At 64.2% G+C, this 13,801-nt stretch carries 15 protein-coding genes; 6 read left to right on the plus strand and 9 right to left on the minus strand.

What is annotated here, in order from left to right:
* Positions 1-174 precede the first annotated feature (174 nt).
* Entirely contained in the window at positions 175-1,362 is a 1,188-nt protein-coding gene (cfaB, locus tag CAG41_RS00840) for a C17 cyclopropane fatty acid synthase CfaB (RefSeq protein ID WP_085579199.1), read from the plus strand.
* A 3-nt stretch (positions 1,363-1,365) separates the two neighbouring features.
* Here cfaB and cls read toward each other — a convergent pair whose 3' ends face one another.
* Entirely contained in the window at positions 1,366-2,805 is a 1,440-nt protein-coding gene (gene cls / locus CAG41_RS00845; RefSeq protein WP_085630316.1) for a cardiolipin synthase, read from the minus strand.
* 131 nt (positions 2,806-2,936) lie between these two features.
* On the opposite strand from cls, the gene CAG41_RS00850 reads away from it, so the two are divergent.
* Positions 2,937-3,455 (plus strand): DUF3617 domain-containing protein, encoded by a 519-nt coding sequence (locus CAG41_RS00850; RefSeq protein WP_085579193.1) that lies wholly within the window; start codon positions 2,937-2,939, stop codon positions 3,453-3,455.
* Between the two features lie 50 nt (positions 3,456-3,505).
* Here CAG41_RS00850 and CAG41_RS00855 read toward each other — a convergent pair whose 3' ends face one another.
* Genes CAG41_RS00855 through folE2 form a run of 6 tightly spaced genes read right to left on the minus strand, consistent with a single transcriptional unit; the run spans position 3,506 to position 8,718 of the window.
* Positions 3,506-4,843: a dihydroorotase gene (locus CAG41_RS00855; RefSeq protein WP_085706619.1), complete on the minus strand. Its 1,338-nt coding sequence runs from the start codon at positions 4,841-4,843 to the stop codon at positions 3,506-3,508.
* Between the two features lie 3 nt (positions 4,844-4,846).
* Positions 4,847-5,407 (minus strand): DapH/DapD/GlmU-related protein, encoded by a 561-nt coding sequence (locus CAG41_RS00860; protein ID WP_085579189.1) that lies wholly within the window; start codon positions 5,405-5,407, stop codon positions 4,847-4,849.
* The gene (locus CAG41_RS00865) at positions 5,404-6,279 is read right to left on the minus strand and encodes a metal ABC transporter substrate-binding protein (protein ID WP_085638662.1); all 876 of its coding nucleotides are present in this window, start codon (positions 6,277-6,279) and stop codon (positions 5,404-5,406) included. Before CAG41_RS00865 ends, CAG41_RS00860 begins: the two co-directional genes overlap by 4 nt.
* Before the next feature lie 11 nt (positions 6,280-6,290).
* Positions 6,291-7,157: a metal ABC transporter permease gene (locus CAG41_RS00870; protein ID WP_085706620.1), complete on the minus strand. Its 867-nt coding sequence runs from the start codon at positions 7,155-7,157 to the stop codon at positions 6,291-6,293.
* Entirely contained in the window at positions 7,157-7,825 is a 669-nt protein-coding gene (locus tag CAG41_RS00875; RefSeq protein WP_085630308.1) for a metal ABC transporter ATP-binding protein, read from the minus strand. Before CAG41_RS00875 ends, CAG41_RS00870 begins: the two co-directional genes overlap by 1 nt.
* A complete protein-coding gene (gene folE2, locus CAG41_RS00880; RefSeq protein ID WP_085706621.1) occupies positions 7,822-8,718 on the minus strand; it encodes a GTP cyclohydrolase FolE2 in 897 nt (298 codons plus the stop codon). The genes CAG41_RS00875 and folE2 overlap by 4 nt, the downstream gene beginning before the upstream one ends.
* Before the next feature lie 83 nt (positions 8,719-8,801).
* On the opposite strand from folE2, the gene CAG41_RS00885 reads away from it, so the two are divergent.
* Positions 8,802-10,004: an N-acetylmuramoyl-L-alanine amidase gene (locus tag CAG41_RS00885; RefSeq protein WP_085630304.1), complete on the plus strand. Its 1,203-nt coding sequence runs from the start codon at positions 8,802-8,804 to the stop codon at positions 10,002-10,004.
* Here the strand turns inward: CAG41_RS00885 and CAG41_RS00890 are convergent.
* Complete coding sequence (locus CAG41_RS00890; RefSeq protein WP_085655924.1) at positions 10,001-10,378, minus strand: glutamine synthetase; 378 nt, start codon at positions 10,376-10,378, stop codon at positions 10,001-10,003. The genes CAG41_RS00885 and CAG41_RS00890 overlap by 4 nt on opposite strands.
* Before the next feature lie 209 nt (positions 10,379-10,587).
* Between CAG41_RS00890 and zigA the strand changes: the two genes are divergently transcribed.
* Both zigA and CAG41_RS00900 read left to right on the plus strand, forming a co-directional pair.
* Entirely contained in the window at positions 10,588-11,793 is a 1,206-nt protein-coding gene (gene zigA, locus CAG41_RS00895) for a zinc metallochaperone GTPase ZigA (protein WP_085630302.1), read from the plus strand.
* Entirely contained in the window at positions 11,793-12,443 is a 651-nt protein-coding gene (locus CAG41_RS00900) for a DUF1826 domain-containing protein (RefSeq protein ID WP_085579172.1), read from the plus strand. The genes zigA and CAG41_RS00900 overlap by 1 nt, the downstream gene beginning before the upstream one ends.
* A gap of 4 nt (positions 12,444-12,447) precedes the next feature.
* On the opposite strand, the gene CAG41_RS00905 is transcribed toward CAG41_RS00900, so the two are convergent.
* The gene (locus CAG41_RS00905; protein WP_085630300.1) at positions 12,448-12,804 is read right to left on the minus strand and encodes an NADH:ubiquinone oxidoreductase; all 357 of its coding nucleotides are present in this window, start codon (positions 12,802-12,804) and stop codon (positions 12,448-12,450) included.
* 25 nt (positions 12,805-12,829) lie between these two features.
* On the opposite strand from CAG41_RS00905, the gene CAG41_RS00910 reads away from it, so the two are divergent.
* A complete protein-coding gene (locus CAG41_RS00910) occupies positions 12,830-13,801 on the plus strand; it encodes a GTP-binding protein (RefSeq protein WP_085693762.1) in 972 nt (323 codons plus the stop codon).

The following is a 13,801-nucleotide window of genomic DNA, read 5'->3' on the forward strand; positions in this document are numbered from 1 at the left end:
ATTTTTTGAACGGTGCGCCGGCCCCGAAGTCTTCCGAACAGGCGCACCGTACAAGGATGACCGTGCAGGCGCAGGCGTTCCGGTTCATAGCGGACGGCTATTAAATCGATAGCCTGCTATTTTTCAAGGATGGTCTACCCTCAGATCAGACGTCTGAAACCAGGGGGATATTCCATGCTCGCGCAACTTCCACCGGCCTTACAGAAACTGCAGCTACCGCTTCGCCTGCGGCTCTGGGACGGCCATGAGTTCAATCTCGGGCCGACGCCCAGCGTCACCATCGTGGTCAAGGACCCGCAGATGGTCACCCAGTTCACCCATCCAAGCCTGGACGCGCTGGGGGCGGCGTTCGTCGAGGGCAAGCTTGAACTGGAAGGTTCGATCAGCGAGGTCATCCGGGTCTGCGACGAGCTGAGCAATGCGCTGCTCGACGAAGACGAAGGCAGCCAACCGGTGCGCTCGCTCCACGACAAGGAAACCGACGCCAAGGCCATTTCCTATCACTACGACCTGTCCAACGCGTTCTATCAGCTGTGGCTGGACAGCGACATGGCGTATTCCTGCGCCTACTTCGAAACCGGCAGCGAAACCCTGGAACAGGCCCAGCAGGCCAAGTTCCGCCATCTGTGCCGCAAGCTGCGCCTGCAGCCCGGCGACTACCTGCTGGATGTCGGCTGCGGCTGGGGCGGGCTGGCGCGGTACGCCGCCCGTGAGTTCGGCGCGAAGGTGTTCGGCATCACGTTGAGCAAGGAACAACTGGCGCTGGCCCGCGAGCGGGTCAAGGCCGAAGGGCTGGAAGACCAGGTCGAGCTGCAGTTGCTCGACTACCGCGACCTGCCCCAGGACGGCCGTTTCGACAAAGTGGTCAGTGTCGGCATGTTCGAGCATGTGGGCCACGCCAACCTCGCCGAATACTGCAAGACCCTGTTCGGTGCGGTGAAGGAGGGCGGCCTGGTGATGAACCACGGCATCACCGCCAAGCACACCGACGGTCGTCCGGTGGGACGCGGCGCCGGGGATTTCATCGAGAAGTACGTGTTCCCCAACGGCGAGCTGCCGCACCTGGCGATGATCTCTGCCGAGATCAGCGAGGCGGGTCTGGAGATCGTCGACGTCGAAAGCCTGCGCCTGCATTACGCGCGCACCCTGGACCACTGGAGCGAGCGCCTGGAGGACAACCTGGAGACCGCCGCCAAACTGGTGCCGGAGCAAGCGCTGCGCATCTGGCGCCTGTATCTGGCCGGATGCGCCTACGCCTTCGCCCACGGCTGGATCAACCTGCACCAGATCCTCGCCGTGAAGGCCCACCCCGACGGCAGCCATGAACTGCCGTGGACCCGGGACGACATCTACAATCCGTAGGCCTCAGAGAATCGGCGAAATGAGCCGGGCGATCCGCATGCCGACCTGTTGCAGGTGGTGGATCTCCCGGCTTTCGTCTTTGGCGATCTCGTTGGCCTGGGCGAAGTCATCGTTGAGCATCTGCTCCACGCGGGTGGCGAATTCGCTGTCCACGGTCAGCAGCATCACTTCGAAATTGAGGCGGAAGGAGCGGTTGTCCAGGTTGGCGCTGCCGATGGCGCTGATTTCGCTGTCGATCAGCACCACCTTCTGGTGCAGGAACCCGGGCTTGTAGCGGAACACCCGCACCCCGGCGCGCACGGCTTCGAACGCATAGAGGCTGGAGGCGGCGTAGACGATGCGGTGGTCGGGGCGCGACGGCAGCAGCAGCCGCACATCGACGCCGCGCAGCACCGCCAGGCGCAATGCCGCGAACACCGCTTCATCCGGAATGAAATAGGGGCTGGTGATCCACACCCGCTCGGTGGCGGCGTGGATCGCTTCGACGAAGAACAGTGAGCAGGTCTCGTAGGGGTCGGCCGGGCCGCTGGCGAGCAATTGGCAGAGCACGCCGTCCTCCGGATAGGCCTCCGGCAGGATCATCGGCGGCAGGGCGCGCGCGGCCCAGAACCAGTCCTCGGCGAACGATTCCTGCATGCAGGCCACCACCGGGCCGCGCACTTGAATGTGGGTATCGCGCCACGGTGCCAGCGGCGGTTTCTCGCCCATGTACTCGTCACCGACGTTGTGGCCGCCGACGAAACCGGTCATGCCGTCCACCACGACGATCTTGCGGTGGTTGCGAAAATTCACCTGAAAGCGGTTGAGCCAGCCGCTGCGGGTGGCGAACGCCCGCACCTCGACGCCGCCGTCGCGCAGGGCCTGCACGTAGCTGTGGGGCAGGGCATGGCTGCCGATGCGGTCGTAGAGCAGATGCACCGCCACGCCTTCGGCGGCCTTCTTCAGCAAAAGGTCGCGCAGGCGCTGGCCGAGCTGATCGTCGTGGATGATGAAGAACTGGATCAGCACCGCCTCCCTGGCCTGGCCGATGGCGTTGAACAAGGCCTTGAACGTGGCCGGGCCGTTCACCAGCAGTTGCACGTCGTTGTTGGCCAGGCACGGCATCCGTCCCAGCCGGGGCATCGCGCGCAACGAGGCGTAGGCATTCGAGGCGCGGGCGGTCAGGGCCTCTTCCACCCACGGCCTCCAGTTGAGTTCGGAGATCGCCTGACGCATCTGTTCGTTGGCCTGGCGTCGCGCCTTGATGTAGCCGTCGAAGGTGCTGCGGCCGAAGACCAGGTACGGGATGAGCGTCAGGTAGGGAATGAAGATCAGCGACAGCGCCCAGGCGATCGAGCCTTGCGCTGTGCGCACGGTCAGCACCGCGTGAAGGGCGGCGATCGAGCCCAGGGTGTGGATCAGGGCGATCAGGTAACCGAAGAGGTGCGGTCCGAAGTAATCCATGGGGCAGCCGTGCTCCTGAAGTTTCAATGCCTAACAGACCATGTTCCGTTGCGGTTGTCGCCATTTAATTGGAGCATGAACCGAAGCGACCGGCCGACGTCTAACGGCCACTACTGATCAGGAGTCTCGCAATGAACGTTCGTCTGCTGGGTTTGGCGCTGGGCCTGGGTTTGGCTTTGCCGGTGGTTGCTCAAGCGCAAATGCTGCAGCCGGGTTTGTGGGAAATGACGTCGAGCAACGTCAAGGTCGATGACCAGGCCATGGACGTGCAATCGATCCTCGGCCAGATTCAAGGGCAAATCACGCCGCAGCAACGGGCGGCGCTGGAGAAGCAAGGCATCAACATCGGCGGCAAGGGCATCCGCGCCTGCCTGACGCCGCAGCAAGTGGCGACCAACGACATTCCCCTGGCGGATCCGCAGTCGGGGTGCAAGCAGCAGATCACCGAGCGCAACGGCAACCAGTGGAAATTCCGCTTCAGTTGCCCGCGGGCCCAAGGCACCGGCGTGGCGACGTTCCTCAGCGACCGGGAGTTCACCACGGTCGCCAACGGCACCTTCAATGCCATCGGCATCAACCAGAAGGGCAGCCTGGAAACCCGCGCGGTGTGGTTGGGGCAGGACTGCGGCACCGTCAAGCCAAGAGCCTGAAAGGCTTCGCGGGCAAGCCGGGAAGGCTTGCCCGCGAACGCGTCACCGATTCAACGCATGAACCTCAGGGGCAACCCCCGACACCCTTCGTTCACCCGCTGGCCATCCCAGGCGATCTGTCCCGACACGACGGTCAGGCTCACCCGATGCCTGAACCGCCGTTCGGCGAACGGCGTCCACCCGCATTGCGACAGCACCGGTTGGCGTGACACGGCGACCCCTTGCGGCTCCGGTCGTATCAGCACCAGATCCGCCCAATATCCCTCACGCAAATAACCCCGGTCCGGGATAGCGAACAGATCCGCCACCCGGTGGCTGGTCTTCGCCACCAGGGTGGTGATCGGCAACACGCCGTCGGCCACCAGCTCCAGCAGCGCCGGCAAGGCGTGCTGCACCAGCGGCAAGCCCGCCGGCGCCTGGTCGTACGGTCGCTGCTTTTCGGCCCACGTGTGCGGCGCATGATCGCTGCCGATCACATCCAGGCGGTTGCTCAGCAAGGCCTGGCGCAAGGCGTCGCGGTCGGTGCGGGATTTGATCGCCGGGTTGCATTTGATCCGGTTGCCCAGCGTCGGGTAGTCGCGGTCGTCGAACAGCAAATGGTGCAGACAGACTTCGGCGGTGATGCGTTTTTGGGTCAGCGGTTTGTCTTCGAACAGTTCCAGCTCGCGGGCGGTGGTGAGGTGCAGGACGTGCAGGCGGGTGCCGTGGCGTCTGGCCAAGTCCACGGCGAGCGAAGAGGAGCGGTAGCAGGTCTCGGCATCACGGATCAGCGCATGGGCGTCGGGCGGCAGGTGCTCGCCGTAGCGCTCGCGCAGCCTGGCGGCATTGGCCTCGATGCTGGGCGTGTGTTCGCAGTGGGCCAGCAAGATCGTCGGCACCTCGGCGAACAGCCGTTCCAGGATCCGTGGATCGTCCACCAGCAGGTTGCCGGTGGAGGCGCCCATGAACACTTTCACCCCGGCCACTTCGCACGGGTTGAGCGCGGCCACCGTGTCGAGGTTGTCCTGGCTGACGCCGAAGTGAAAGCCGTAGTTGGCCACGGAACCGATGGCGGCCCGGCGCTTCTTGTCGGCCAGCGCGTCGAGGGTGAGGGTGGCCGGGGAGGTGTTGGGCATGTCCATGAAACTGGTGATGCCCCCGGCGACGGCCGCGCGGGATTCAGAGTGAATGCTGCCCTTGGCCGGCGAGCCCGGTTCGCGGAAATGCACCTGGTCGTCGATCATGCCCGGCAGCAGCCACTGGCCGGCGGCGTCGATTTCCTGCGCTGCGTTCTCGCCGAAGATGCTTGAGGCGATTTTGACGATGCGGCCATGGCTGACCAGCACGTCCGCTTCGAATTCCCGTCCTTCGTTCACCAGCCGCGCATGGCGGATCAGCAGGTTGCCCATGGCTCAGAACTCGTTCTGCAGGGCTTTGTAGCCGCGCACCAGATCGACGTTGGTGCGCGCCACGTCCTCGGAAAACTCCGAAGCGCTGACGCTCACCGGCGGGAACTGCGAAAGGTCGGTGCCCGGGCCGATGCGGGTGGTGGAGGGGACATAGAACGCATCCGGCAGGTCGCGTCCGTCCACCACCGAGTTGTGCCGCACCACGCAACCGTTGCCGACGGCGCAGTTGAACAGCACGCTGTTGAAACCGATGAACACCCGATCGCCGACCTTGCACGGGCCATGCACGATTGAACGGTGGGCAATGGAACTGTACTCGCCGATGGTCACCGCCGCGCCGGACTTGGAGTGGATCACCACGCCGTCCTGAATGTTCGAGTTGGCGCCGATGGTGATCGGCTCCATGGCGCCGGAGGCGTCCACTTCGTCGGCGCGGATCACCGCGTAGGGGCCGACGAACACGTTTTCGCCGATGACCACTTTGCCGCAGATGATCGCGGTTTTGTCGACGTAGGCGGATTCGGCAATCAGCGGCAGGTCGCCGGAAGGGTTCTTGCGGATCATGGTTGGCCCAGGGCTTGGTAGAGGGTGTTGAGGTTGTGTTCGAACAGGCCGGCGAACGTGCTGGCCGGTCCGGTGGCGGCGAGGGCGTCGGAGTACAGGGTGCCGCCGATGCGGGCGCCGGTCTCTTCGGCGATCTGCTTGAGCAGGCGTGCGTCTTTGATGTTTTCCATGAACACCGCTTTGACCTTCGCCTGGCGGATCTGGGTGATCAATGCAGCGACTTCGGCGGCGGACGGCTCACGCTCGGTGGACAGTCCTTGCGGCGCCATGAAGTCGATGCCGTAGGCCTGGCCCAGGTAGCCGAAGGCGTCGTGGCTGGTGACGATCTTGCGGTTGCCCGGCGGCAGCGAGCCGAGCTTGGCGCGGGCGTCGGCCAGCAGGGCGTGGATCTGTTTCAGGTAGGCCTGGCCGTTGCGCTCGTAGTCGGATTTATTGGCCGGGTCGGCGGCGCTCAGCGCTTTGGTGATGTTGGCGATGTACAGCTCGATGTTCGCCAGGTTGTGCCAGGCGTGCGGGTCGGGGACGGTTTCGCCGTCCTCGTCAAGCGAGCGCGGAATCACGCCGCGGCTGGCGGTGACCACCGTCGCGGTGGTGGCGGTGCTGCTCACCAGGCGATCCAGCCAGGGCTCGAACCCCAGGCCGTTCTTCACGATCAGCCGGGCCTTGAGCAGGGCCTTGGCGTCGTCCGGCGTGGGCTCGTAGGTATGGGCATCGGCATCCGGCCCGACCATGTCGGTGATCTGCACATGCTCGCCGCCGACCTGGTGCACCAGGTCGGCGAGAATGCTGAAACTGGTGACCACCGGGATCTTTTCCGCCGCCGACAACGACATCGACAGCGTCAGGCTGAACAGCAGTAATAGAACGCGCATCGGAAAACACCTCATGGTGATGTGAGCAAAGGCGGGCGGCGCAACAGACCGTGGATCGGTCCGAACACCACGGACAGCAGGTAGCCGACGCCCGCGATCAGGACGATGGCGGGGCCGCTGGGCAGCGAGCAGTGGAACGACAACAGCAAACCGAACCAGACCGACAGGCAGCCGATCAGCGCCGCGATGGCGATCAGAACCGGCAGGCGCCGGCTCCAAAAGCGCGCAGCGGCGGCGGGCAGCATCATCAGCCCGACCACCATGAGCGCGCCGATGGCCTGAAAGCCGATCACCAGGTTCAGCACCACCAGGGTCAGAAACACGCCATGGGCGATCGGGCCGAGCCGGCTGACGGTCTTCAGGAACAGCGGATCGAGGGTGTCGAGCACCAGCGGCCGATAGATCAGCGCCATGGCCGTCAGGCTCAGGGCGGACACTCCCAGCATGCCGTTGAGCGTCGGCCCGTCCACCGCGAGTGCCGAACCGAACAGCAGGTGCAGCAAATCCAGACGCTTGCCGGCGATGCCCAGAATCAGCACGCCGGCCGCCAGCGACATGGGATAGATCGCCGCGAGGCTGGCGTCTTCGCGAAGGCCGGTGCGACGGGTGATCCAGGCGGCGAGCCCGGCCATGCCTAAACCTGCGCCGAGTCCGCCGACGGTGAGGGCGGGCAGACTCAGCCCGGCGAACCAGAAGCCGAGCGCCGCGCCGGGGAGAATGCCGTGGGCGACGGCGTCGCCGATCAGGCTCATGCGGCGCAGGATCAGGAACACGCCCAAGGGGGCTGTGCTGCAGGCCAGCAGCAGCCCGCCGATCAGGGCCCGGCGCATGAACATGAATTCGTGGAACGGTTGCCAGAGGTGGACGAAGGTGCGCATCAGGCCACCTGCGGTGGGAGTGTCTGCTCGATCAGTTCGGCGGTGCTGCCGTATACGCAGCCGGTGTGCCTGATCAGCAGGGTATGGGGGATGTGTTGACGGACGGCGGCGAGGTCGTGGCAAACCACCACGAGGGTTCGCCCTTGCGCGTGCCAGGCATGCAGGTGCTGCCACAGCAATGCCTGCCCCTGTTCATCGAGTGCGGCATGCGGCTCGTCGAGCAACAGCAAAGGCGTATCGGCAAGGCTCAGGCGGGCGAGCAGGGCGCGTTGCAGTTCGCCGCCGGAGAGGGCCATCAGCGGGCGCTGTTCCAGGCCGTTCAGTTGCCAGTCCTCCAGCGCGTTCGCGAGGCGCCGCTTTCGCAAGGGTGAAGACAACCGGCGTCCCCAGAAACCCGCCGCCACCAGTTCCCGCAGGGTAATAGGGAACTGGCGGTCGAATTGCTGTTGCTGGGGCAAGAAGGACAGGCCGCCTTGCCGTGGAACACCCAAGTCGACTCTGCCCGACAACGGCTTCTGCAGTTTCGCGATGACCTTGAGCAGGCTGCTCTTGCCGCTGCCGTTCACCCCGACCACGGCGGTCAGACTGCCGGTCTCCAGAGAAAGGGAGAGAGCGGGGGTCAGCGGTTGGCCGAGTGCTCCCCACGTCAAGGACTGGCAACGGATCATTGAGCCTCCCGCCGCCAGCGGCTTTCGGCGACGGCGTCATGGGCGTGGAGGCTTTCGGCGTGGATCACTCGCAGATGGAACTCACGGACTCCGGGCGAGCGGCGCAGGGCCAGATTCAAGCGACGGGCAGCGTCCTCGCAGAACATCAGGTTTTGCCCATTGGCAAGGGCGAAGGCTTGTTCGTCGGCGCGTTTCACGGCGGTCTGGACGGCGGTGCCGACGGCGGCTTCAGCGTGGTTGATGAAATCGGTTAGCGAGAGGTGTTCTGTCGCCGCATCGAGGTGTAGGTGCAATTGCGCGGTGCTGCGTTGGCTGTGGGGCGTGGCGACAATGCCTCGGGTCGAGCCCAGCCAGGCCAACACATCGGCGTGTTGAAGAGGCTTGTTGGCAAAGTCGTCAACGAACTGTTGCTGGATCAACTGCCGCGCGAGCGCCGCCGAGCAAGGACAGGTCGACGAATACGGCACCTCGATTTTGAGTTCCACGTGGAACATTCCGTTTTTCAGGTGCGCGGCGAGGGTGACGGGATAGGCCTTCCAGCCGGCCAACGGACTGACCAATGCCGGCCGCTTGAGCATCAGATCGGTATGGATGTTCAGGTAAGCGCTGCTCGACAGACCTGTGTGGCTGTCGAGAAAAGCCTGCAGAACCTCACGCATGAGGCTGGGGCTCAGGTTCTTTGTTTCCAGACTTTCTAGCGCCAAGTAAAGCCGGGACATGTGAATCCCCCGGGCCTCGCCGTCGTCCAGACTGACGCCAGCATCCGCTTTGGCGCACAGGCGTTGTCCCTCGATCAAAACGGGCAGTGCGATGCCGCGCATGCCCACCCATTCGAGCGCAAGGGGCTGGCGAGCGGCTTGCGCTGCGATATCCGGAAGCGTCAACGCATTCATGAGCGGGTCCATCGTGTGATTTGAATTGATGTTATATTATAACAATTACAATCGCGATGCCTTTTTCATGAGCGGGCTTTCCTATGCACAGACGTCACTTGCTTCACCTGATGCTGGCCAGCGTCGCCTTGGCCTTTCCCTTTGGTGCGAAAGCCGCGCAGATCCGTCAGGCGCGGCTGTGGCGATCCGACGACAAGCTGCGGTTGGTGTTCGATCTCAGCGGCCCGGTGAGCTACAAGACGTTCTCCTTGGGCTCGCCGGATCGTCTGATCATCGATGTGGCAGGAGCGGAGGCGAGCGGTGATTTCAGTCAACTGCCGTTGAAGGACACGGTCATCCGCTCCATCCGTTCCGGACGTTATGGGCGCGGTGATACACGGATCGTGCTGGATCTGAAGAATCCAACGCAGTTGAACAGCTTCTTGCTGGCACCCCAGGACGGCCAAGGTCATCGCTTGGTGCTGGATCTGGTAAGCAGCGCAGCGCCAGCACCGATGGTTCCACGTGAAACACTCGCGCAGACCTCCAGGGCGCACGCCAAACGCGACATCATTGTCGTAGTGGATCCGGGGCACGGCGGCAAGGATCCGGGGGCCGTGGGCGCCAAAGGTGCGCGGGAAAAGGACGTCGTGCTGTCCATTTCGCAGTTGCTCGCGCGGCGCTTGAAACGGGAGAAAGGGTTTGATGTGAAGCTCGTGCGCAACGACGACTTCTTTGTTCCACTGCGCAAGCGTGTGGACATCGCCCGTCAGCACAAGGCCGATATGTTCATCTCCGTGCACGCCGATGCGGCCCCTCGTCTGACGGCAGCCGGGGCGTCGGTGTACTGCTTGTCTGAAGGGGGTGCGACGTCGGCCACCGCACGCTTCATGGCCCAGCGTGAAAACGGTGCGGATCTGCTTGGCGCCACCAGTCTGCTCAACCTCAAAGACAAGGATCCAATGCTCGCTGGCGTGATCCTCGATATGTCGATGAACGCCACCATCGCCGCCAGCCTGCAGTTGGGCAGTACGGTGCTCGGCAGTCTCGCCGGCATTACCACGCTGCATCAGAAACGCGTGGAACAGGCCGGATTTGCCGTGCTGAAGTCACCGGATGTGCCGTCGATCCTGGTGGAGACCGGTTTCATCTCCAATGCCCGCGACAGCCAACGACTGGTGAACCCCCGCCACCAACAGGCAATTGCCGATGGTTTGTTCGAGGGATTGCAGCGCTACTTTCAGAAGAATCCGCCGCTCGACAGCTACCTCGCCTGGCAGCAGGCGCAGAAAAGTCCCGTGGTCTAGCAGCCCGTAAGGCGGTTGCAGGTGAATTTGGCGCTGCCGCCGCCGGAGCTGGAATAGCGGTTGATCGTGGTCCAGCCCACGCGGCGGTTATAGCCGACCCAGGCTTCGCCGTCGGTCGCGATGCCTGTGAAGAAGGTCAGTTGTCCGTAGCGGCTGTTGGTTTGCGCCCAATAGCGTTGGCCGGCCTTGTCGAAGCCGCGCAGGTAGATCGTGCTGCCCACGGTGTTGACGCTGTAGGCGTTGCCCTCGGCATCGACGCAGGCCAGCAGGTTGGCGCTGCGTGTGCACGTGGCCAGGCCGGGGAGTTGTCCCCAGGCGGTTGAGGCCAGCAGCAATCCAAGGCCCAGCAGCGTGCGTTTCAGCGCCTGTTTCATGGCAATTTCCGACAGGTTAGACGGTGTACAGCTTCCTGCGCGACGGCGCTTGGGGCAAGAGAAGAGTGGTCAACTCATATTGTTATACTATAACATTAATTTGAATCGCCTTTACCCCCTGATTTTCAAGCGCCTGCTTCTGTGGTGGCCTCCTGGAGGCTTCAAGAGCGCCAGATCGCAAAAACCGACCGTTTGATGAGGATTACCCCATGTCATACATGTTGCCAGTGACCGTTTTGTCAGGCTTTCTCGGCGCCGGAAAAAGTACGCTTCTGAATTACGTACTACGTAATCGGGGCGGCCTGCGTGTGGCCGTCATCGTCAACGATATGAGCGAAATCAACATCGATGGCAGCGAAGTCCAGCGTGATGTCAGCCTGAATCGCTCCGAAGAGAAACTCGTGGAGATGAGCAACGGCTGCATCTGCTGTACGCTGCGCGAAGACCTGCTCGAAGAAGTCGGCCAGTTGGCCCGTGAAGGCCGATTCGATTACCTGCTGATAGAGTCCACCGGTATCTCCGAACCGTTGCCGGTCGCCGAAACCTTCACCTTCCGCGACGAGCAGGGCCAAAGCCTGGCTGACATCGCTCGCCTCGACACCATGGTCACTGTAGTCGACGGCCTGAATTTCCTGCCCGACTATCAAGCTGCCGAAAGCCTCGCCGCACGGGGTGAAGTCCTGGGGGAGGAGGACGAGCGCTCCATCACCGACCTGCTGATCGAACAGATCGAATTCGCCGACGTGCTGCTTATCAGCAAAATCGACCTGATCGGCAGCCGTGAACGGGAAGAGCTGATGGCCATCCTCAGGCGCCTGAACGCTCAGGCCGAGATCATCCCGATGGTGATGGGTGAAGTGCCGCTTGCGAAGATCCTCAACACCGGCCGTTTCGACTTCGAGAAGGCCGCCCAGGCCCCGGGCTGGCTGCAGGAGCTGCGCGGCGAGCATGTTCCCGAAACCCAAGAGTACGGCATCGCCTCCACAGCCTATCGGGCCCGGCGGCCGTTCCACCCCCAGCGTTTTTTCGACTTCCTCAACCGGCCCTGGCTGAACGGAAAACTGCTGCGCTCCAAGGGATTCTTCTGGCTGGCCAGCAAACCCGCCGACGCCGGCAGTTGGTCGCAGGCCGGCGGCCTGATGCGCCATGGGTTCGCCGGGCGCTGGTGGCGGTTCGTACCGAAGGAGCAATGGCCGCAGGATCGGGAAAGCACTGCCGCGATCATGGAAAACTGGACGGCCAGTGTGGGGGATTGCCGACAGGAGCTGGTGTTCATCGGTCAGGACATCGATTTCGCGCAGCTCACGGCGGACCTCGATGACTGCCTGCTGAGCGACGCGGAAATGGCCGTCGGCGCGCAGGGCTGGCGGCAGTGGCCGGATCCGTTCGGCCCTTGGCACGAAGAGGCTGCCTGATGCTCGCCTTGAACCCGTCGTATCGCGCCACCCGTGTGCAGCATCAGGGGCCCACGCCGCAGGATCTGGCGCGGATCCTTGAGGACGACATCAACCTCGCGGTCTGGCAACGGCAACTGCCGCTGCACATCGCGGATTTTGCGGATCTGCTCCTGTCGCTGGAGGTGCCGTACGCCGAAGCGCTGTGCCTGGAGCTGCCTGACGAAGAGGCGGAGCCGGACCTGGACGGCCTCGCCGGCGAGTTCCGCGACCTGGCCGGCCACGAAGCGTTTGTCGCCGACCTGAAATGGCTGACGGGCGCCTTCGCCTGCCTGCTCGGCGCCACGCGCATCGGCCTGCGCCTGCGGGTGCTGGACAAGGCCATGTGCCCGCGGTTTCACGTCGATCATGTGCCGGTGCGCCTGATCACCACCTATGCGGGCATCGGCAGCGAATGGCTCAGCGAAGGATCGATGGATCGCCGTCTGCTGGGCAACCCCGACGCCGAGCCCGCAGAGCCGTCGAGCATCCAGCGGCTGAAGGCTGGTGAAGTGGCCTTGCTCAAGGGCGAGAAATGGCATGGAAACGAAGGGTTCGGCCTGATCCACCGTTCGCCGCAACCGGCGCCGGGCCAGCGCCGGCTGATGCTCACCCTCGACTGGCTCGGCTAGCGCCTCAAGGCTTGAGCCAGCGGCCGTGGCTCTGGTTCTCGCAGTACGGTTGCAGGTACGCCGCGTCGGAGGCCACGCCGTAATAGTGGATATCCTGGCGATAGGGCATATTGGCGACTTGCGCGTCGCTGCAGACGCCGAAGGCGCCGGCGGGGCATTGGTCGACGTACTGGACCTCGACGGTCTGCCCGGCCAGGGTGGGTCGGCAGAAGCCGTCGCTGAACAGTTTCTGCGGGATGTTGCGGTTCTGCTGGCAGACCTTCACGTCCAGCCGTTCCGCCTGGCTGTGCACCACGCAGGCCTGGGCCAGCGCCTCGCTCGACACCAGCGCCAGCAGCAACGACCATCCCATCCACCGCATCTTCGACCTCCAGAACACTTCAGCCATGTTGCAGAACATTCCCACCCACGTCATCGCCGGGCCGCTGGGTGCAGGTAAGACCAGCCTGATCCGCCAGCTCATGGCCCAGCGCCCGGCGCACGAGCGCTGGGCGGTGCTGATCAACGAGTTCGGCCAGATCGGCCTCGACGCCGCGCTGCTGACCCGCGACGCCGATGGTATCGCACTGGGCGAAGTGGCCGGCGGCTGTTTGTGCTGCGTCAACGGCGCGCCGTTCCAGGTCGGGCTCGGTCGGCTGCTGCGCAAGGCCAGGCCGGATCGCCTGTTCATCGAACCGTCGGGGCTTGGGCATCCGGCGCAGTTGCTCAAGCAGTTGGGCGAGGCGCCCTGGCTGGGTGTCCTGGCTGTGCAGCCTTGCGTGCTGGTGCTGGATGCCCAGGCGCTGGCGGACGGCAAGCCGCTGCCGGACACGCAAAGGCAGGCCTTGGCCGGCGCCGGCCTGCTGTTGCTGAACAAATCGGAAAACCTCGCAGAGCCAGCGCGGCAAGCGATCGCCGCGCAATTGCCGGCGGTCAGGTTTATCTGGACGGAGCAAGCCCGGATGCCGCTGAGCGAGCTGCCGGGTCTGACGGCGCAGGCGGTGGCGGGGGCGGAGCCGTTGAATGTGCCGAAGGGGTTGGCGCAGATCCCGGCGGTCTGGAGCGATCCGGCGCTGCCGATTTGCCTGCACCAGGCCCAGGACGATGGCTGGAGCATCGGTTGGCGCTGGCACCCGGGGCAGGTTTTCGACAGCGCGCGTGTCCGGCAGTGGCTGGAAAGCCTGGCCTGGCGTCGGGCGAAACTGGTGATCCACAGCGCGGACGGCTGGCGATCGATGAATGCCCTGGATAACGCGCCGGCGCCATGGCAGCCCAGCGAATGGCGCAAGGACTCGCGGATCGAGCTGATCTTCGCCGAGCGGCAGGATGCCGCGACATTGCAGGCAGGTCTGGCGGGTTGCCGGATCGGGGTCGCCTAG

The organism is Pseudomonas sp. B35(2017), from assembly GCF_002113645.1.
GTDB classification, from domain to species: domain Bacteria; phylum Pseudomonadota; class Gammaproteobacteria; order Pseudomonadales; family Pseudomonadaceae; genus Aquipseudomonas; species Aquipseudomonas ekonensis.